At 64.0% G+C, this 18,420-nt stretch carries 17 protein-coding genes and 1 tRNA gene; 12 read left to right on the top strand and 6 right to left on the bottom strand.

Annotated elements, in window-relative coordinates; all coding sequences use genetic code 11:
- Nucleotides 1–216: 216 nt before the first annotated feature.
- Both gltX and PTT45_RS16195 read right to left on the bottom strand, forming a co-directional pair.
- Nucleotides 217–1,701, bottom strand: a complete 1,485-nt coding sequence (gene gltX, locus PTT45_RS16200) for a glutamate--tRNA ligase (RefSeq protein WP_273814620.1) — start codon at nt 1,699–1,701, stop codon at nt 217–219.
- 28 nt (nt 1,702–1,729) lie between these two features.
- Entirely contained in the window at nt 1,730–2,644 is a 915-nt protein-coding gene (locus tag PTT45_RS16195) for a LysR family transcriptional regulator (RefSeq protein WP_273814619.1), read from the bottom strand.
- A 106-nt stretch (nt 2,645–2,750) separates the two neighbouring features.
- On the opposite strand from PTT45_RS16195, the gene PTT45_RS16190 reads away from it, so the two are divergent.
- From PTT45_RS16190 to PTT45_RS16180, 3 genes are read left to right on the top strand one after another with little or no spacing between them, the layout of a single operon-like run.
- Nucleotides 2,751–3,800, top strand: a complete 1,050-nt coding sequence (locus tag PTT45_RS16190; RefSeq protein ID WP_273814618.1) for an HlyD family secretion protein — start codon at nt 2,751–2,753, stop codon at nt 3,798–3,800.
- 49 nt (nt 3,801–3,849) lie between these two features.
- Nucleotides 3,850–5,340, top strand: coding sequence for an MDR family MFS transporter (locus tag PTT45_RS16185; protein WP_273814626.1), 1,491 nt, complete (start codon nt 3,850–3,852; stop codon nt 5,338–5,340).
- Nucleotides 5,341–5,371: 31 nt separating this feature from the next.
- Complete coding sequence (locus PTT45_RS16180) at nt 5,372–6,262, top strand: EamA family transporter (RefSeq protein WP_273814616.1); 891 nt, start codon at nt 5,372–5,374, stop codon at nt 6,260–6,262.
- A 35-nt stretch (nt 6,263–6,297) separates the two neighbouring features.
- Here PTT45_RS16180 and uvrB read toward each other — a convergent pair whose 3' ends face one another.
- The gene (gene uvrB, locus PTT45_RS16175; RefSeq protein WP_273814614.1) at nt 6,298–8,313 is read right to left on the bottom strand and encodes an excinuclease ABC subunit UvrB; all 2,016 of its coding nucleotides are present in this window, start codon (nt 8,311–8,313) and stop codon (nt 6,298–6,300) included.
- A 177-nt stretch (nt 8,314–8,490) separates the two neighbouring features.
- Between uvrB and PTT45_RS16170 the strand changes: the two genes are divergently transcribed.
- Both PTT45_RS16170 and PTT45_RS16165 read left to right on the top strand, forming a co-directional pair.
- Complete coding sequence (locus tag PTT45_RS16170) at nt 8,491–9,687, top strand: amino acid aminotransferase (RefSeq protein WP_273814612.1); 1,197 nt, start codon at nt 8,491–8,493, stop codon at nt 9,685–9,687.
- A 69-nt stretch (nt 9,688–9,756) separates the two neighbouring features.
- Nucleotides 9,757–9,832, top strand: a tRNA-Asn gene (locus PTT45_RS16165).
- 268 nt (nt 9,833–10,100) lie between these two features.
- Here PTT45_RS16165 and PTT45_RS16160 read toward each other — a convergent pair.
- Both PTT45_RS16160 and PTT45_RS16155 read right to left on the bottom strand, forming a co-directional pair.
- Nucleotides 10,101–10,460, bottom strand: coding sequence for a DUF5064 family protein (locus PTT45_RS16160; protein ID WP_273814610.1), 360 nt, complete (start codon nt 10,458–10,460; stop codon nt 10,101–10,103).
- A 66-nt stretch (nt 10,461–10,526) separates the two neighbouring features.
- Nucleotides 10,527–10,844, bottom strand: coding sequence for a DUF2288 domain-containing protein (locus tag PTT45_RS16155; RefSeq protein ID WP_273814608.1), 318 nt, complete (start codon nt 10,842–10,844; stop codon nt 10,527–10,529).
- Between the two features lie 323 nt (nt 10,845–11,167).
- On the opposite strand from PTT45_RS16155, the gene PTT45_RS16150 reads away from it, so the two are divergent.
- The 7 genes from PTT45_RS16150 to PTT45_RS16120 all read left to right on the top strand — a co-directional run bounded on the left by PTT45_RS16150 (nt 11,168) and on the right by PTT45_RS16120 (nt 18,031).
- A complete protein-coding gene (locus PTT45_RS16150) occupies nt 11,168–12,289 on the top strand; it encodes a branched-chain amino acid ABC transporter substrate-binding protein (RefSeq protein WP_273814607.1) in 1,122 nt (373 codons plus the stop codon).
- Between the two features lie 117 nt (nt 12,290–12,406).
- Nucleotides 12,407–13,330, top strand: a complete 924-nt coding sequence (livH, locus tag PTT45_RS16145; protein WP_273814606.1) for a high-affinity branched-chain amino acid ABC transporter permease LivH — start codon at nt 12,407–12,409, stop codon at nt 13,328–13,330.
- Nucleotides 13,327–14,586: a high-affinity branched-chain amino acid ABC transporter permease LivM gene (locus PTT45_RS16140; protein ID WP_043311845.1), complete on the top strand. Its 1,260-nt coding sequence runs from the start codon at nt 13,327–13,329 to the stop codon at nt 14,584–14,586. The genes livH and PTT45_RS16140 overlap by 4 nt, the downstream gene beginning before the upstream one ends.
- Complete coding sequence (livG, locus tag PTT45_RS16135) at nt 14,583–15,350, top strand: high-affinity branched-chain amino acid ABC transporter ATP-binding protein LivG (protein WP_273814603.1); 768 nt, start codon at nt 14,583–14,585, stop codon at nt 15,348–15,350. The genes PTT45_RS16140 and livG overlap by 4 nt, the downstream gene beginning before the upstream one ends.
- A gap of 2 nt (nt 15,351–15,352) precedes the next feature.
- Nucleotides 15,353–16,054 carry an ABC transporter ATP-binding protein gene (locus PTT45_RS16130; protein ID WP_273814602.1) on the top strand — a complete coding sequence of 234 codons (702 nt, stop codon included), beginning with the start codon at nt 15,353–15,355 and terminating at the stop codon, nt 16,052–16,054.
- A 223-nt stretch (nt 16,055–16,277) separates the two neighbouring features.
- Nucleotides 16,278–17,489, top strand: coding sequence for a serine/threonine transporter SstT (gene sstT / locus PTT45_RS16125; RefSeq protein ID WP_443218200.1), 1,212 nt, complete (start codon nt 16,278–16,280; stop codon nt 17,487–17,489).
- Nucleotides 17,490–17,677: 188 nt separating this feature from the next.
- Complete coding sequence (locus PTT45_RS16120; protein ID WP_273814599.1) at nt 17,678–18,031, top strand: hypothetical protein; 354 nt, start codon at nt 17,678–17,680, stop codon at nt 18,029–18,031.
- Here PTT45_RS16120 and PTT45_RS16115 read toward each other — a convergent pair.
- Nucleotides 18,025–18,417: a DUF488 domain-containing protein gene (locus PTT45_RS16115; RefSeq protein ID WP_273814598.1), complete on the bottom strand. Its 393-nt coding sequence runs from the start codon at nt 18,415–18,417 to the stop codon at nt 18,025–18,027. The genes PTT45_RS16120 and PTT45_RS16115 overlap by 7 nt on opposite strands.
- Between the last annotated feature and the right edge of the window lie 3 nt (nt 18,418–18,420).

Raw genomic sequence — 18,420 nt, 5'->3', positions numbered from 1 at the left:
GGGATCGAACCGTCGACCTCTTGCATGCCATGCAAGCGCTCTCCCAGCTGAGCTATAGCCCCGTCGCTTGGACGGGGCGCATATTAGGGGGGAGGCACTTACCTGTCAACACTATTTTTCAGCGACACCTAAAAAATTCTGGAGCAAGAACAATCACTTACCCCTGGGGCCGGGCAAATCACGCCTTCTCGGGCGATGACTGGCGGCCTCCCCTACTCAGCCGCGAAAACCTTCCAGCAGCTTCTTCCACTCCTTGGTTTCGCCATTGCTGACACCACCGAGCAGCTCGACAGCCTGACGCAGGCGGAAGCGCGACAGGTCGGCGCCGAGGATCTCCATGGCATCGAGCACCGAGACCGAGCTGGCCTTGCCGGTGATGGCCGGGAAGATCAGCGGCATCAGGTCGCGCAGCTTGAGGCCGAGGCCCTCGCAAACGAACTGGATGCACGCGGTGATCTTCTCCTTGTCCCACTGGCGCAGCGCCTCCAGCTCCCACAGCACCAGCTGCAGGGCCTGGCGCACCTGGTCCGGAGTCAGCTTCTTGTGCGCCAGCAGCGCAGGATCGAACTGCACGCCGCCGCTGAAGAAGAAACTGCCCAGCGGCGCGATATCGCTGAAGGTCTCCACGCGCTGCTGCACGTGCGGGGCAATCTGCATCAGGTACTGGGAGTTGAAGGCCCAGTTCTGCACGCGCTTGGCGAACTGCTCCACCGGCAGCTCGCGCAGCCACTGGCCATTGAGCCAGGACAGCTTCTCGATGTCGAAAATCGGCCCGCCGAGCGAGACGCGCGACAGGTCGAAGTGCTCGATCATCTCAGCCAGGGAGAACTTCTCGCGCTCGTCCGGCATCGACCAGCCCATGCGCCCCAGATAGTTGAGCAGCGCCTCGGGCATGAAACCCATGCGCTCGTAGAAAGTGATGCAGGTCGGGTTCTTGCGCTTGGACAGCTTGGACTTGTCCGGATTGCGCAGCAGCGGCATATAGCAGAGCTTGGGCTGTTCCCAGCCGAAGTACTCATACAGTTTGATCAGCTTCGGCGCCGACGGCAGCCACTCCTCGCCGCGCAGGACGTGAGTGATTTCCATCAGGTGGTCGTCGACCACGTTGGCCAGGAAGTAGGTGGGCAGGCCGTCGGCCTTCATCAGCACCTGCATGTCCATGCGATCCCACGGGATCTCCACGTCGCCACGTAGCATGTCCGGCACCACGCAGACACCCTCGCTCGGCACCTTCATGCGCACCACGTGCGACTCGCCAGCGTCGATGCGCTTCTGCGCCTCTTCCGGAGCGAGATGAATGCAGTGGCCGTCGTAGCGCGGGGTTTCCTTCTTCGCCATCTGCTCGGCGCGCACCTGGTCCAGGCGCTCGGCGGAGCAGAAGCACGGGAACGCATGGCCTTTGCCAACCAGCTCGTCCGAGTACTTCTTGTAGATCGCGCCGCGCTCGCTCTGCCGATACGGGCCGTGCGGGCCGCCGACGTCCGGGCCTTCGTTCCACTCGATGCCCAGCCAGCGCAGGGCATCGAAGATCTGCTGCTCGGACTCACGAGTCGAACGCAGCTGGTCGGTGTCCTCGATACGCAGGATGAACTCGCCGCCATGCTGGCGAGCGAAGCACAGGTTGAACAGGGCGATATAGGCAGTACCGACGTGCGGGTCACCGGTGGGCGACGGCGCAATGCGGGTGCGGACTTTGGTCATGGCAAGTCTCGAAAACAGGAAGGACGGATCAAAGGCGCGATGTTAGCAGGCCGGCCGCCGCCGGCTCCAGCAGGCTGCCGTGCGGCAGGCTGGTCATGAGGAAGTCGAGGAAGGCCTTGACCTTCATAGCCTGGAAGCGGCGCGAGGGATACACCGCATAGATCTCGCCGATCGGCAACTGCGCCTCGGGCAGCAACTCCACCAACAGGCCGTCGCGCGTACCCTGCTCGGCGATCATCAGCGGCAGCGCGGCGATGCCGGCGCCAGCCATGGCCGCCTCGCGGGCCAGGGTCAGGTTGTTGGTGGCCAGAGCGCGCTGGCAAGGCACATGCTCATTCAATAGCGGCCAATAGCGCGCCGAGTCGATGGGCAGGTGCACCGACCGATGAGCGGCCAGCTCCAGCACCGTGCGAGGCGTGCCGTGGCGCGCCAGATAGTCGGGGCTGGCATACAGGCGCCGCGGACTCTCGAACAGCTTGCGCGCGATCAGCGTCGAATCGCGCGGCTGGCCCACCAGGATGGCGATATCCACACCCTCCTCCAGCGGGTCCACCTCGCGCGAGGTCAGCTCCACCTCGGCACTGATCTGTGGGTACTGCAGCATGAAGCGGCCGAGCACGCCGCCAAGGAACAGCTGGCCGAACTCGATGGGCGCGGTGATACGCAGCAGGCCGGACGGCTCCTGCTGCAGCTGCATCACCGCCTGCTCGGCCTCGGCGAAGTCGAGCATGATCTGCCGGCAGCGCTCGTAATAGGCCTGCCCCACTTCGGTCAGGCGCAGCTTGCGGGTGGTGCGATTGAGCAGGCGCACACCGAGGCGCTCCTCGAGCAGGGCAATGCGCCGGCTGACCGTGGATTTCTGCATGCCCAGGCTATGGGCGGCCTGGGTGAAGCTGTGGCACTCCACCACGCGGGTGAAGATCAAGGCGTCATCGAGGCCCACGATTGTTCCTCAAAAGCAACAAAGTTTGCGAATTCTACTGTCTACAGCATTGCCAGCAACACTGTTAGATTTGCTTACACTTACGCCCGCCGTTCGAGCCCGCCTCATGCCTGCCCAATTGCAACGCCGCCTGTCCATCTTCATCGCTCTTCTCGCCATCGTCGGCCTGGGGCTGTTTGGCCACTGGCTGCTGGTCGGCCGCTTCCACGAAAGCACCGACAACGCCTACGTCCAGGGCGAGATCACCCGCGTCTCCAGCCAGTTGAGCGCGCGCATCGAGCAGGTGCTGGTCGCCGACAACCAGCACGTGGAGAAAGGCCAGTTGCTGGTCACCCTGGAGTCTGCCGACTTCCAGCTGGCCCTGGAGCGCGCCCGCGCCGCCCTGGCCACCCGCGAAGCCGAACTGACCCAGGCGCAGAGCCGCCTCGACCAGCAGGCCAACCTGATCGCCGCCAGCCAGGCCGATGTCGCCGCCGGCCAGGCCAACCTCAGCCGCACCCAGATCGACCTGTCCCGCGCCCAGACCCTGCGCAAGCCGGGCTATGTCTCCGAGGAGCGCGTCACCACCCTCTCCGCCGACAGCCGCGTGGCCCGCTCGCAGCTGTCCAAGGCCGAGGCCGACCTGGCCGCCCAGCACCAACAGGTCGCCGCCCTGCAGGCCGAGATCAAGCGCCTGGGCGCGCAGATCGCCAACGCCCGCGCCGAAGTCGAACAGGCGCAGATCAACCTCAAGCGCACCGAAATCCACGCCCCGATCAGCGGCATCATCGGCCAGCGTTCGGCCCGTAGCGGCCAGGTGGTGCAGGCCGGCGCCTACCTGCTGTCAGTGGTACCCAACGACGCCATCTGGGTCCAGGCCAACTTCAAGGAAACCCAGATTGGCAAGATGCAGCCCGGCCAGAGCGCCGAGCTGGTGTTCGACGCCTACCCCGACACCCCCATCGAAGGCCGCATCGACAGCCTGTTCGCCGCCTCCGGCGCGCAGTTCAGCCTGTTGCCGCCGGACAACGCCACCGGCAACTTCACCAAGGTGGTACAGCGCATCCCGGTCAAGCTGACCTTTGCCGCCGATAATCCGCTGCAGGGCAAGATTCGCCCCGGCATGTCCGTGGAAGTGAAAGTCGACATCGCCAGCGAAGCCCACCATGGCGGCTGATGCCCTGCTGCGCCCGGTCGGGGAACCGAGCCGGCGCGACTGGATCGCGGTGATGAGCGCCATGCTCGGCGCCTTCATGGCGGTGCTGGACATCCAGATCACCAACTCCTCGCTGAAGGACATCCAGGGCGCGCTGTCGGCCACCCTGGAGGAAGGCTCGTGGATCTCCACCTCCTACCTGGTGGCCGAGATCATCATGATCCCGCTGACCGCCTGGCTGGTGCAGCTGCTCTCGGCGCGGCGCCTGGCGGTATGGGTGTCGCTGGGCTTCCTGGCGTCCTCGCTGCTCTGCTCGTTCGCCTGGAACCTGGAGAGCATGATCGTGTTCCGCGCCCTGCAGGGCTTCACCGGCGGCGCACTGATCCCCCTCGCCTTCACCCTGACCCTGATCAAGCTGCCGGAGCATCACCGGGCCAAAGGCATGGCGCTGTTCGCCATCACCGCCACCTTCGCCCCCTCCATCGGCCCGACGCTGGGCGGCTGGCTGACCGAGAACTGGGGCTGGGAATACATCTTCTACATCAACATTCCGCCGGGCCTGTTGATGATCGCCGGCCTGATGTACGGCCTGGACAAGAAGCCGCCGCACTGGGAACTGCTGAAGAGCACTGACTACGCCGGCATCGTCACCCTGGGCATGGGCCTGGGCTGCCTGCAGGTATTCCTCGAGGAAGGCCACCGCAAGGACTGGCTGGAGTCGAGCCTGATCGTCGGCCTCGGCTCCATCGCCATCATCAGCCTGATCCTGTTCGTCATCCTGCAGCTGTCCAAGCCGAACCCGCTGATCAACCTGCGCATCCTGCGCGAGCGCAACTTCGGCCTGACCAGCATCTCCAGCCTGGGCATGGGTCTGGGACTATATGGCTCGATCTACCTGCTGCCGCTGTACCTGGCGCAGATCCAGGGTTACAACGCCCTGCAGATCGGCGAGGTGATCATGTGGATGGGCCTGCCTCAGCTGTTCATCATCCCGCTGGTGCCCAAGCTGATGAAAGTGGTCTCGCCGAAGTGGCTGTGCGCCATTGGCTTCGGTCTGTTTGGCGCCTCCAGCTTCTTCTCCGGCGTACTCAACCCGGACTTCGCCGGCGAGCAGTTCAACCATATCCAGATCATCCGTGCCCTCGGCCAGCCGATGATCATGGTCACCATCTCGCTGATCGCCACCGCCTACATCCAGCCGCAGGACGCAGGCTCCGCATCGAGCCTGTTCAACATCCTGCGCAACCTCGGCGGCGCCATCGGCATCGCCCTGCTCGCCACCCTGCTCGACAGCCGCGCCAAGACCTACTTCGACTACCTGCGCGAGGCCCTGGTACCGGGCAACCCGCAGGTGGACGAGCGCCTGGCACTGCTCACCGACCAGCTCGGCAGCTCGCAGGCGGCACTCGGCAAACTCAGCGAGATCGCCCACCAGCAGGCGATGATCATGGCCTACAATGACGCCTTCCATTTCGTCGGTCTGGCCCTGGCCATCAGCATGGTCGCCGTGCTGCTGACCCGCGCCCTGCCTGCCGGCGCTACCGGTGGCGCGGCGCACTAAGCCCGCCACCCTCGCTCCTTTCGGTTTACTCATGTCATCGCGCTATCGCTCGTTGCTCCTGGTGAGCGCCTTCCTGGTCATCTATATAGGCTGGGGCACTACCTATCTGGCCAACCACTTCCTGCTGCGCGAACTGCCGCCGTTCGTCATCGGCGCCCTGCGCTTCTGCCTGGCCGGCGTGCTGGCCCTGCTGTGGGTCGCCGCCCGTGGAGAGCTGAAGATCCAGCGCAGCGACTGGGGCACCGCACTGATCGGCGGCCTGCTGCTGATCGCGGTCGGCCAGGGCGCGTTGATCTACGCCAACCAGCACCTGCCCACCGGCCTGCTGGCGATGCTCTACACCACCCTGCCGCTATGGAGCGTGGCCCTGGAATGGCTGCTGGATGAGCGCCCGCCGCTCTGGGTGCTGCTGGGCCTGGCCATCGCCACGGGCGGAATCGTCCTGCTTATGGGCAACGGCCTGGGTGACAACACCAGCGCGCAACAATGGCTCTCTGGCGCCCTGGTGCTGCTGGCCACCCTGCTCTGGGCAGTTGGCGCCTGGTGGCTGCGCAAGCGCACGCCATTCCAGTCTCCGGCCACCGGCCTGGGCCTGCAGATGCTGGTCGGCGCCCTGGTGATGAGCTGCCTCGGTCTCGCCCATGGCGACTGGCAGCTGCTGCGGCTCGACCAGATGAGCAGCACCGGCTGGCTGTGGCTGGCCTACCTGGTGCTGCCGGTCAGCCTCGGCGTGTATCCGGTGTACTTCTGGTTGCTGCGCGAAGTGCGGCCGAGTCTGGTGTCGACCTTCGCCTTCGTCAATCCGGTGGTGGCGCTGCTGCTCGGCTACCTGATCCTCGACGAAAGCCTGAGTCTGTCCGCCGGGCTGGCCTGCGCGGCGATTCTCACCGGCGTGTCGATGATCATCTTCGGCCGGCGCTGAGCCGACTCCGCCACTAGACGGAGCCGGCACACCGGTCAGACCTGCAGCAGACGGTCGCGCAGTTTCTGGATCTCATCGCGCAGCTGCGCGGCAGCCTCGAACTCCAGGTCGCGGGCCAGCTGATACATCTTCTCTTCCAACTGGCGAATGCGCTTGGTGATCTCGCTCGGCGAGCGCAGTTCGGCCTCGTAACGGGCGCTCTCCTCCGCCGCCTTGGCCGCGGCCTTGCGCTTGTTGCTGCGAGCACCGGGCACCACCGCACCTTCGAGGATGTCCTTGATGTCCTTGGTCACCCCTTTCGGCACGATGCCGTTGGCTTCGTTGAAAGCCAGCTGCTTCTCGCGGCGGCGGTCGGTCTCGCCGATGGCGCGCTCCATCGAGCCGGTCATGCGATCGGCATACAGAATCGCCCGGCCGTGCAGGTTACGGGCGGCGCGGCCGATGGTCTGGATCAGCGAGCGCTCGGAGCGCAGGAAGCCTTCCTTGTCCGCATCGAGGATCGCCACCAGTGACACCTCGGGCATGTCCAGGCCCTCGCGCAGCAGGTTGATACCAACCAGCACGTCGAAGGCGCCGGTGCGCAGGTCGCGGATGATCTCCACCCGCTCCACCGTGTCGATGTCCGAGTGCAGGTAGCGCACCTTGACGTCGTGGTCGGCCAGGTAGTCGGTGAGGTCCTCGGCCATGCGTTTGGTCAGAGTGGTGACCAGCACGCGCTGCTCGACGGCCACGCGCTTGCGGATCTCCGAGAGCAGGTCGTCGACCTGGGTGCGCGCCGGGCGCACCTCCACTTCCGGGTCGACCAGGCCGGTGGGGCGTACCACCTGTTCGATGACCCGTCCTGCATGCTCGCCCTCGTAGTTGCCCGGCGTGGCGGAAACGAAGATGGTCTGCGGGCTGGCCGCTTCCCACTCCTCGAAACGCATCGGCCGGTTGTCCAAGGCCGAAGGCAGGCGGAAGCCGTACTCCACCAGGGTTTCCTTGCGCGAGCGGTCGCCCTTGTACATGGCGCCGATCTGCGGAACGGTGACGTGGGACTCGTCGATCACCAGCAGCGACTCCGGCGGCAGGTAGTCGTACAGGGTGGGGGGCGGCTCGCCCGGGGCGCGTCCTGAGAGGTAGCGCGAGTAGTTCTCGATGCCGTTGCAGTAACCCAGCTCGAGGATCATCTCCAGGTCGAAGCGAGTGCGTTGCTCCAGGCGCTGCGCCTCGACCAGCTTGTTGTTGGTGCGCAGGTAGTCCAGACGTTCCTTGAGCTCGACCTTGATGTTCTCCATCGCGTCCAGCAGGGTTTCGCGCGGAGTCACGTAGTGGCTCTTGGGGTAGAAGGTGAAGCGCGGCAGCCGCTTGATCACCTCGCCGGTCAGCGGGTCGAACGCCGCCAGGCTCTCCACTTCGTCATCGAACAGTTCGATGCGGATCGCCTCGAGGTCCGATTCGGCCGGGAACACGTCAATCACGTCGCCGCGTACGCGGAAGGTGGCGCGGGCGAAGTCCATGTCGTTGCGGGTGTACTGCAGGTCAGCCAGACGGCGCAGCAGCGCGCGCTGGTCCATCTTGTCGCCGCGATCCACGTGCAGAACCATCTTCAGGTATTCCTCGGGACTGCCAAGGCCGTAGATGGACGAGACGGTGGCCACCACGATGGCATCCGGCCGCTCGATCAGCGCCTTGGTCGCCGACAGGCGCATCTGCTCGATGTGGTCGTTGATCGACGAGTCCTTCTCGATGAAGGTGTCGGAGGCCGGCACATAGGCCTCCGGCTGGTAGTAGTCGTAGTAGGAAACGAAGTACTCCACCGCGTTGTTCGGGAAGAAGCTCTTGAACTCGCCATACAGCTGCGCGGCCAGGGTCTTGTTTGGCGCCAGGACCAGCGTCGGGCGCTGCACCTTGGCGATCACGTTGGCGATGCTGAAGGTCTTGCCCGAACCGGTCACACCCAGCAGGGTCTGGTGCGACAGACCGGCCTCCAGCCCCTCGACCATCTGGCGGATCGCCTCCGGTTGGTCGCCGGCAGGCTTGAAGCGGGTAACGAGCTGAAAATCCGACATGATCCATCCTCTGTGACGCCAGCCGAGCGCCGGCGTCAAAGCACTGAAATGCGTAACGGCGCTGTCGCCGCCCGCAGACTGAGTCGATATACTAACGGCCCGATTATGCAACCCCCTAGTTCCGGTTTTGACTGGGCGTTGCCGGTTCTCAACCTCCTCTCCGAGCTCCCGCACAAAATGAGTCTGTTCTCTGCCGTCGAAATGGCGCCGCGCGACCCCATCCTGGGCCTGAACGAAGCCTTCAATGCCGATACCCGCAGCACCAAGGTCAACCTTGGCGTCGGCGTGTACTTCACCGAAGAAGGTCGAATTCCGCTGCTGCGCGCCGTCGCTGAAGCCGAGAAGGCGCGCATCGAGGCTCACGCCCCGCGCGGCTACCTGCCGATCGAAGGCATCGCCGCCTACGATGGCGCCGTACAGAAGATGCTGTTCGGCGCAGACTCCGCCCTGCTGGCCGAAGGCCGTGTGGTCACCACCCAGGCCGTCGGCGGTACCGGCGCCCTGAAGACCGGTGCCGACTTCCTCAAGCGCCTGCTGCCGAATGCCGTGGTCGCCATCAGCGACCCGAGCTGGGAAAACCACCGCGCGCTGTTCGAATCCGCCGGTTTCCCGGTACAGAACTACCGCTACTACGACGCCGCCAGCCATGGCGTGAATCGCGCCGGCCTGCTGGAAGACCTCAAGGCCCTGCCGGCCCGCTCCATCGTCGTACTGCACGCCTGCTGCCACAACCCGACTGGCGTCGACCTCTCTCTGGATGACTGGAAAGCCGTGCTGGAAGTTCTACGCGAACGCGAGCACGTACCGTTCCTCGACATCGCCTACCAGGGCTTCGGTGAGGGCATCGACCAGGACGCCTTCGCCGTGCGCCTGTTCGCCGAGTCCGGCATGCCGTTCTTCGTCTCCAGCTCCTTCTCCAAGTCCTTCTCGCTGTACGGCGAGCGCGTCGGTGCACTGTCCATCGTCACCGACAGCAAGGAAGAAGCAGGCCGCGTGCTGTCCCAGGTCAAGCGCGTAATCCGCACCAACTACTCCAACCCGCCGACCCACGGCGCCACCGTGGTTGCCAGCGTGCTGGGCAGCACCGAGCTGCGCGCCCTATGGGAGCAGGAACTGGGCGAGATGCGCGAGCGCATCCGCGACATGCGCCTGGCCATGGTCGAGCAACTGACCGCCCTGGGCGCCAAGCGCGACTTCAGCTTCGTCGCCCGCCAGCGCGGCATGTTCTCCTACTCCGGCCTGACCGCCGAGCAGGTGGATCGCCTGCGTACCGAGTTCGGCATCTATGCCGTCGGCACCGGCCGCATCTGTGTCGCCGCACTGAACCGTAACAACCTGGACGCAGTGACCAAGGCCATCGTCCAGGTACTCTGAGACAAATCGGGGAAGTCGCCCTGCGGGTGTTGACTTCCCCTTTTTAATCAGTAGGATACGCACCGCTGTTCCGCGATAGCTCAGTCGGTAGAGCAAATGACTGTTAATCATTGGGTCCCTGGTTCGAGTCCAGGTCGCGGAGCCAAATTCAAAAGCCTCAGGTGAAAGCCTGGGGCTTTTTTGTTGCCTGGCGGACTCTCACCAGGGACTACGTCCCCGGTTATTCGGCCTGCGGCCTCACCCTTTCAGGGCCGCGCTAAAGCGCGTTCGGCTGACGCCGTCGAGTCCAGGTCGCGGAGCCAAATTCAAAAGCCTCAGGTGAAAACCTGGGGCTTTTTTGTTGCCATAGAAATACCCCGCCCATAAAGAAGAAGCCCCGCACGAGCGGGGCTTCTTCTTTATTAACTGGAATCTCAGAGACCATCTTTCTCCAGATGGTCGAAATTCACCGTCTCGCCCGGCTTGGCATGCAGCTTGTCGCGGATGTCCTCGAACATCCGGTCGAACTCGGCATGGCCGCGCATGATCAGCGAGTGGTTGGTCGGCAGACCGTGCTTGGCGGCGACCCGGGTGGCGACGCTGGCGAAGTTGAAGGCGGTGTCGCGATGCAGATCAAACTCATCCTTGAACTCCTTCCCCCCGATATGCCCCTCCATGCGGAAGTGCATCATCTGCCCCTCCTTGGGATCGTTGCGCACCTCATAGAAGAGGTCCACGGAAAACTCCATCTGGCCAGGCAGACTGGCTCTATGTAGATGCCCCGGTTCAAACATGATGGCTCTCCTTGCTGGTCGAAAAGCTCAGTCTAGTCCAGCATCGGCAAGCGCAAATGACCCGCTTCAGTGCAGCGTCGCACCAGTCGGGCGCTCCTGAATCAGCACCCAAGGTGACACCACCACAGCCCACAGCTCCGGGTCGCGCTGCAGATAATCCTGCGCACGCGCCTCATCCACTTTGGCCACCAACCCCAACTGCAACCAGGCCGCTACCTTGGCGCTATCGTCGGCGGCCACAGCCTGCGCGACCTCGACCAGGTTCAGGCTGTTGTCGGCCCACAGCAACTGACCGCGGGCGAAGAAGGGCTGCAGCTCCTCCCAGGAAATCTTGGCCGTTTCGCCAAGTAGTTTGGCATAGAGGGTGCTTGCTGGTTCTGTCATGACTTGCCCTGTGTAAAAAGCACACGAATGTGAAAGCGGTCGCCATCATAGCGTCGCGACTCCCACAGGCAAGCTCACTCCTCCCCCACTCCGGCATAAGGACCTTTCAGTCACCAAAAGACGCGCCGTTATTCTGTACGTTTATTTCAACCAAGCGACACATTCCCCTCACGCCTCCCAAAGTGCGCTTTTCAAGGCGCAAAACAGAGTTCTACACTGTGCCGGTACAGTTGCCGGGGGAGCGTGACCGGAGACCTTACCGGTCCTGCAGCTTTGGCCGCATGGATTACAAGAACGAACAACACATATAAGAGTGGAGCACTATGAAACAGGCTACCAAGCAAGTTACCAAGCTGTTCGCCGCTATGGCCCTGGCTGGCGCTGCCAGCTATTCGATGGCCGCTGACACCATCAAGATCGCTCTGGCCGGCCCGGTGACCGGTGCCGTTGCCCAGTACGGCGAGATGCAGTTCATTGGCGCCGAAATGGCCATCGAGCAGATCAACAAGGCCGGTGGTGTGAACGGCGCGATGCTCGAAGGCGTCAAGTACGACGACGCTTGCGATCCGAAACAAGCCGTTGCCGTAGCCAACAAGATCGTCAACGACGAAGTGAAATACGTCGTTGGTCACCTGTGCTCCAGCTCTACTCAGCCGGCGTCCGACATCTACGAAGACGAAGGCATCCTGATGATCACCGCGGCCTCCACCAGCCCGGACATCACCGCTCGCGGCTACCAGCTGGTCTTCCGCACCATCGGTCTGGACAGCCTGCAAGGCCCGACCGCCGGTAACTTCATCGCCGACCACGTCAAGCCGAAGACCGTTGCCGTCGTTCACGACAAGCAGCAGTACGGTGAAGGCATCGCCACCGCGGTCAAGCAGACCCTGGAAGGCAAAGGCACCAAGGTTGCCGTGTTCGAAGGCATCAACGCTGGCGACAAGGACTTCTCGTCCCTGATCTCCAAGCTCAAGCAAGCCAACGTCGACTTCGTCTACTACGGCGGCTACCACCCGGAACTGGGCCTGCTGCTGCGTCAGGCTGCCGAGAAAGGCCTGAAAGCCAAGTTCATGGGGCCGGAAGGCGTGGGTAACAAAGAGATCTCCGCCATCGCCGGCCCGGCTTCCGAAGGCCTGCTGGTTACCCTGCCGAAGTCCTTCGACCAGGATCCGAAGAACCAGGCTCTGGTTGAAGCCTTCAAGGCCAAGAACCAGGACCCGAGCGGCCCGTTCGTGTTCCCGGCCTACGCCGCTGTTCAGGTCATGGCCGACGGCATGAAGAAAGCCGGCACCACCGAGACCGACAAAGTCGCTGCCGCACTGCGCGCCAACACCTTCGAAACCCCGACCGGCGAGCTGGGCTTCGACGAGAAGGGTGACCTGAAGAACTTCAGCTTCGTTGTTTACGAGTGGCACCAGGACGGTACCAAAACCGAAGCCAAGTAAGCTTCCCGCCTGAACCCAAAGCCCACTGCGCGAGCAGTGGGCTTTGTTTTATTGAGTTTTCCGGCCATCCGTCGCGTCACAAGCGCCGCTTTACGGACCGAGCCGAGGAGTTAGGTAATGCCTGAGCTCTATCACTACCTGCAACAGCTGGTTAACGGTCTAACCGTTGGCAGCACCTATGCCCTGATCGCCATTGGCTACACCATGGTCTACGGCATCATCGGCATGATCAACTTCGCCCACGGCGAGGTGTACATGATCGGCTCGTACGTGGCCTTCATCGTCATCGCCGGCCTGACCATGATGGGGCTCGACAGCCTGCCCCTGCTGATCATCGGCGCTTTCGCCGCCAGCATCATCGTCGCCAGCGCTTACGGCTATAGCATCGAACGGGTAGCATACCGGCCGCTACGCGGCAGCAACCGCCTGATCCCGCTGATTTCGGCAATCGGCATGTCGATCTTCCTGCAGAACGAAATACTTCTCGCGCAGGATTCGAAAGACAAGGCCATCGCCACCCTGATCCCCGGCAACATCGTGTTCGGCGAGAGCACCATGAATGGCGTGGTGATCTCCTACATGCAGATCCTGATCTTCGTCGTCACCTTCCTGGTGATGTACGGCCTGACCATGTTCATCACCAAGTCCCGCCTGGGTCGCGCCTGCCGCGCCTGCGCCGAGGACATCAAGATGGCCAACCTGCTGGGTATCAACACCAACAACATCATCGCCCTGACCTTCGTCATCGGTGCCACCCTGGCCGCCGTGGCCGCGGTGCTGCTGGGCATGCAGTACGGCGTGATCAACCCGCACATCGGTTTCCTCGCCGGCATCAAGGCGTTCACCGCTGCCGTGCTCGGTGGTATCGGCAGCATCCCGGGCGCCATGCTCGGTGGCCTGGTACTGGGCGTGGCCGAAGCGTTTGGCGCTGACATCTTCGGCGATCAGTACAAGGACGTCGTGGCGTTCAGCCTGCTGGTTCTGGTGCTGCTGTTCCGTCCGACCGGCATCCTCGGCCGTCCGGAGGTCGAGAAAGTATGAACACCAAGAACCTCAAGACCGCCTTCTTCAGCGCCCTGCTGGTGCTGGCAGTGGCCTATCCGGTACTCGGTCTGAAGCTGACCACCGTCGGCATCAAACTCGAAGTGCACGGCGCCAGCCCGGCTGCGCTGTGGACCATCGCCGCCGCCGCTATCGCCATGTTCTTCTGGCAGCTGTTCCGTGATCGCCTGGGCAACGCCGTGGCCAGCGCGCCCAGCCTGCCAAAGCTGCCGGCCGGTGCCAGCAACTTCCTCACCCTGCCCTCCACCCAGCGCTGGGTCATCCTCGGCCTGATCGTGGTCGCTCTGGCCTGGCCGTTCTTCGGCAGCCGTGGCGCCGTGGACATCGCCACGCTGATCCTGATCTACGTGATGCTCGGCCTCGGCCTGAACATCGTGGTCGGCCTGGCCGGCCTGCTGGACCTGGGTTACGTCGGCTTCTACGCCGTGGGCGCCTACAGCTACGCGCTGCTGTCGCACTACTACGGCCTGGGCTTCTGGGTGTGCCTGCCGATCGCCGGCCTGATGGCAGCCTTCTTCGGCTTCATCCTCGGCTTCCCGGTACTGCGCCTGCGCGGTGACTACCTGGCGATCGTGACCCTAGGCTTCGGCGAGATCATCCGCATCCTGCTGCGTAACCTCACCGAGCTGACCGGCGGCCCCAACGGCATCAGTAACATCGAGAAACCGAGCCTGTTCGGCCTCTCCTTCGAGCGCCGCGCGGCCGAAGGCATGCAGACCTTCCACGAGTATTTCGGTATCGCCTACAACTCGGTGAACAAGGTGGTGTTCCTCTACCTGATCGCCCTGCTGCTGGTGCTGCTGACCCTGTTCGTGATCAACCGCCTGCTGCGCATGCCGATCGGCCGTGCGTGGGAAGCGCTGCGCGAAGACGAGATCGCCTGCCGCGCGCTGGGCATGAACCCGACCGTCATCAAGCTCTCCGCCTTCACCCTCGGCGCCGCGTTCGCTGGTTTCGCCGGCAGCTTCTTCGCCGCGCGCCAGGGCCTGGTGACTCCGGAGTCGTTCACCTTCATCGAGTCGGCGATCATCCTCGCCATCGTCGTACTGGGCGGCATGGGCTCGCAGCTCGGCATCATCCTCGCCGCCGTGGTGATGATCCTGCTGCCGGAACTCATGCGTGAGTTCAGCGAGTACCGCATGCTGATGTTCGGCGCCCTGATGGTGCTGATGATGATCTGGCGTCCGCAGGGCCTGCTGCCCATGCAACGTCCCCACCTGGAGTTGAAACCATGAGCCGCCCGATTCTTGAAGTCAGCGGGCTGACCATGCGCTTCGGCGGCCTGCTGGCCGTCAACAATGTCGCCCTGACGGTGCAGCCCAAGCAGGTGGTGTCGATGATCGGCCCCAACGGCGCCGGCAAGACCACCGTGTTCAACTGCCTGACCGGCTTCTACCAGCCCACCGGTGGCGTGATCCTGCTCGACGACGAGCCGATCCAGCACCTGCCGGGCCACAAGATCGCCCACAAGGGCGTCGTGCGTACCTTCCAGAACGTTCGCCTGTTCAAGGAAATGACTGCGGTGGAGAACCTGCTGGTCGCCCAGCACCGCCACCTCAACACCAACTTCCTCTCCGGCCTGTTCAAGACCCCGAGCTTCCGCCGCAGCGAGAAGGCGGCCATGGAGTACGCGGCGCACTGGCTGGAAGAAGTGAACCTCACCGACGTGGCCAACCGCCCTGCCGGCACCCTGGCCTACGGCCAGCAACGCCGCCTGGAGATCGCCCGCTGCATGATGACGCGCCCGCGCATCCTCATGCTCGACGAGCCGGCCGCCGGCCTCAACCCGCGCGAGACCGAAGACCTCAAGCAGTTGATCGGCATGCTGCGCAACGACCACGACGTGACCGTGCTGCTGATCGAGCACGACATGCACCTGGTCATGAGCATCTCCGACCACATCTACGTGATCAACCAGGGCACCCCCCTGGCCGACGGTACGCCGGAGCAGATCCGCAACAACCCGGACGTGATCAAAGCCTATCTGGGGGAGGCGTAAACATGCTGAGTTTCAACAACGTCTCCACCTTCTACGGCAAGATCCAGGCCCTGCACGACGTCAGCATCGAGGTCGAAAGGGGCGAGATCGTCACCCTGATCGGCGCCAACGGTGCCGGCAAGTCGACCCTGCTGATGACCCTGTGCGGCTCGCCGCGCGCGTCCAGCGGCAGCATCCGCTACATGGGCGAGGAGCTGGTCGGCCAGGAGTCCTACGACATCATGCGCAAAAGCATCGCGGTAGTGCCGGAAGGCCGCCGCGTGTTCGCCCGCCTGACCGTCGAGGAGAACCTGGCCATGGGCGGCTTCTTCGGCAGCAAGGGCGACAACCAGGAGCAGCTGGACAAGGTCCTGCACCTGTTCCCGCGCCTGAAGGAGCGCTTCGAGCAGCGCGCCGGCACCATGTCCGGCGGCGAACAGCAGATGCTCGCCATCGGCCGCGCACTGATGAGCAAGCCGCAGCTGCTGCTGCTCGACGAGCCTTCCCTGGGCCTGGCACCGATCATCATCCAGCAGATCTTCGACATCATCGAACAGCTGCGCCGTGATGGCGTGACCGTGTTCCTGGTCGAGCAGAACGCCAACCAGGCGCTCAAGCTGGCCGACCGCGCCTATGTACTGGAGAACGGCCGCATCGTCATGCAGGGCACCGGTGCCGACCTACTGGTCGACCCGAAAGTGCGCGACGCCTACCTCGGCGGCTGATGTTCGTGGCTTGACTGAAAACGGCCCCTCGCGGGCCGTTTTCATTTGTGCTGGCCTGACCGAAGGGCGGCACAAGCAGGCCTGGCCCTATAGAATCGCCGCCTGCATTTTTCTGCGCCTATCGTTACCCGACAGGCCTCCGGAAACCGGCAACCGACAACATCGGCTGCCGCCAGCGGAATCGCCCACCGGCGCTTTCCGTCGAATCACAGGAATGACATTCATGATCCTTCGCCCCCTCCTGCAACTGCTCAACCGCACCAGCCTGGTTCTACAGATCGCCATCGGCCTGGTCGCCGGCATTCTGCTCGCCCTGCTCGCCCCGCAAGCCACCGACGAAGTCGGCTTCCTCGGCAGCCTGTTCATCTCCGCGCTGAAGGCCGTGGCACCGATACTGGTGTTCATCCTGGTGGCCTCCGCCATCGCCAACCACAAGCCTGGCCAGCCGACGCACATCCGCCCGATCCTGGTCCTGTACCTGATCGGCACCTTGGCCGCCGCCATCGTCGCGGTGATCGCCAGCAGCCTGTGGCCCTCCACTCTGATCCTGCATGAAGCCGCAACCGGCAGCACGCCGCCCGGAGGCATCGGCGAGGTGCTTAAGAGCCTGGTGCTGAGCATGGTCGACAACCCGGTCAAAGCCCTGATCGAGGCCAACTTCATCGGCATCCTGACCTGGGCCATCGGCATCGGCATCGCCATCCGCCACGGCAGCGACACCACCCGCGCGGTGTTCGCCGACCTGGCCGAGGGTGTCACCCTGATCGTGCGTCTGGTCATCCGCTTCGCCCCGCTGGGCGTGTTCGGCCTGGTCGCCACCACCTTTGCCGACTCTGGCCTCAAGGCCCTGCTCGGCTACGCCCAGCTGCTCGCCGTGCTGGTCGGCTGCATGCTGTTCGTCGCCCTGGTGGTCAACCCGCTGATCGTGTTCAGCCAGATCCGCCGCAACCCTTACCCGTTGGTGTTCACTTGCCTGCGCGAAAGCGGCATCACCGCCTTCTTCACCCGCAGCTCCGCGGCCAACGTGCCGGTCAACCTGCAACTGGCCGAGCGCCTGGGCCTGCACGAAGACACCTACTCGGTATCCATCCCGCTGGGCGCCACCATCAACATGGCCGGCGCGGCCATCACCATCAGCGTGCTGACCCTGGCCGCCGCGCACACCCTGAACATCCATGTCGACCTGCCGACCGCCATCCTGCTCTGCGTGGTCTCGGCCATCTGCGCCTGCGGCGCCTCCGGCGTAGCCGGCGGCTCGCTGCTGCTGATCCCGCTGGCCTGCAGCCTGTTCGGCATCCCCAGCGAGATCGCCATGCAAGTAGTCGCCATCGGCTTCATCATCGGCATCCTGCAGGACAGCGCCGAGACCGCGCTAAACTCCTCCACCGACGTACTGTTCACCGCCGCCGCGTGCATGGCGAGGGACAAGGACTAACCTCCCCCGCACCAGCAGGAAAGCCGCCGCCAGGGCGGCTTTTCTTTGCCTGCCAATCGACAGGCTTCCCGCTGAAACATGATGGCAGTCAGCGCCGTCGACCTTGCAGCTGTGCTCTACTCGCCGGCAACCACACCCCAACGGAAAACCCAGTAGCGCTGGCTGCTACAACACAAGGAAGTACAACTATGGTGGGACTGAAACGAACCCTGCTGCTGGCCAGCCTGGTGCTGAGCGGCAGTGCCTGGGCCGGCTGCGGCGAGGGCCGCGGCACCTGTTACTACTACAAGAAGGGCGAACTGAAGGGCCAGGGTGCGTGCGCGGTGACCACCTGTGCGGCCACCGATCAGTACTTCCACAGCGAGTGGACTTGGGACAACGGCAACGCGGTGAACATCGAACCCACCCCGGACAAGCAGGGCACGCTGGTCAACGGCAAGCCAGGCTACGTGCTACAGCTGCCGTTCAAGGACGAGGGGATGATCTGCTACGCCATCGCCAAGAACGACGAGCTGGTGTGCAACGACTCGGGCGTCTACTGATCGGCGTAGCACACCGGTGAGCTGGGCGGCCCGCGTCGTTCCAGCTCATCTTCCAGGAACTCGGCAAGCACCTGGGCATTGTTGAAACGCTCCTCGCGGGCAGCGAACAGCAGGGTCAGGGTGCCCCGCTCGGCCATCGCCAGCAGCCCCTGCCAGCGCTCGGGATGGCCCGCCAGCTCGCCGCGATAGAGCAGGCGGAATTCGTCGAACAGCGCAGGATCATGGCAGAAGCCCTTGCGCAGTTCGTCCGACGGTGCCACCTCCTTGAGCCAGGCATCCAGCGCCAGGCTCTCCTTCTTGCAACCGCGCGGCCACAGGCGGTCGACCAGCACACGCTGGCCATCCTCGGCCGCCACGGGCTCGTAGACGCGCTTGCAGCGGATCATCGC

The sequence above is a fragment of the Pseudomonas sp. Gutcm_11s genome (assembly GCF_028649395.1).
Taxonomy (GTDB): domain Bacteria; phylum Pseudomonadota; class Gammaproteobacteria; order Pseudomonadales; family Pseudomonadaceae; genus Aquipseudomonas.
This window is presented reverse-complemented; position numbering and strand designations above follow the sequence as displayed.

Coding starts and splice junctions, on each gene's coding strand:
- gltX (WP_273814620.1), bottom strand. CDS start 1,701: ATGACCAAAGTCCGCACCCGCATTGCGCCGTCGCCCACCGGTGACCCG.
- PTT45_RS16190 (WP_273814618.1), top strand. CDS start 2,751: ATGCCTGCCCAATTGCAACGCCGCCTGTCCATCTTCATCGCTCTTCTC.
- PTT45_RS16180 (WP_273814616.1), top strand. CDS start 5,372: ATGTCATCGCGCTATCGCTCGTTGCTCCTGGTGAGCGCCTTCCTGGTC.
- uvrB (WP_273814614.1), bottom strand. CDS start 8,313: ATGTCGGATTTTCAGCTCGTTACCCGCTTCAAGCCTGCCGGCGACCAA.
- PTT45_RS16170 (WP_273814612.1), top strand. CDS start 8,491: ATGAGTCTGTTCTCTGCCGTCGAAATGGCGCCGCGCGACCCCATCCTG.
- PTT45_RS16160 (WP_273814610.1), bottom strand. CDS start 10,460: ATGTTTGAACCGGGGCATCTACATAGAGCCAGTCTGCCTGGCCAGATG.
- PTT45_RS16155 (WP_273814608.1), bottom strand. CDS start 10,844: ATGACAGAACCAGCAAGCACCCTCTATGCCAAACTACTTGGCGAAACG.
- PTT45_RS16150 (WP_273814607.1), top strand. CDS start 11,168: ATGAAACAGGCTACCAAGCAAGTTACCAAGCTGTTCGCCGCTATGGCC.
- livH (WP_273814606.1), top strand. CDS start 12,407: ATGCCTGAGCTCTATCACTACCTGCAACAGCTGGTTAACGGTCTAACC.
- PTT45_RS16140 (WP_043311845.1), top strand. CDS start 13,327: ATGAACACCAAGAACCTCAAGACCGCCTTCTTCAGCGCCCTGCTGGTG.
- livG (WP_273814603.1), top strand. CDS start 14,583: ATGAGCCGCCCGATTCTTGAAGTCAGCGGGCTGACCATGCGCTTCGGC.
- PTT45_RS16130 (WP_273814602.1), top strand. CDS start 15,353: ATGCTGAGTTTCAACAACGTCTCCACCTTCTACGGCAAGATCCAGGCC.
- sstT (WP_443218200.1), top strand. CDS start 16,278: ATGATCCTTCGCCCCCTCCTGCAACTGCTCAACCGCACCAGCCTGGTT.
- PTT45_RS16120 (WP_273814599.1), top strand. CDS start 17,678: ATGGTGGGACTGAAACGAACCCTGCTGCTGGCCAGCCTGGTGCTGAGC.
- PTT45_RS16115 (WP_273814598.1), bottom strand. CDS start 18,417: ATGATCCGCTGCAAGCGCGTCTACGAGCCCGTGGCGGCCGAGGATGGC.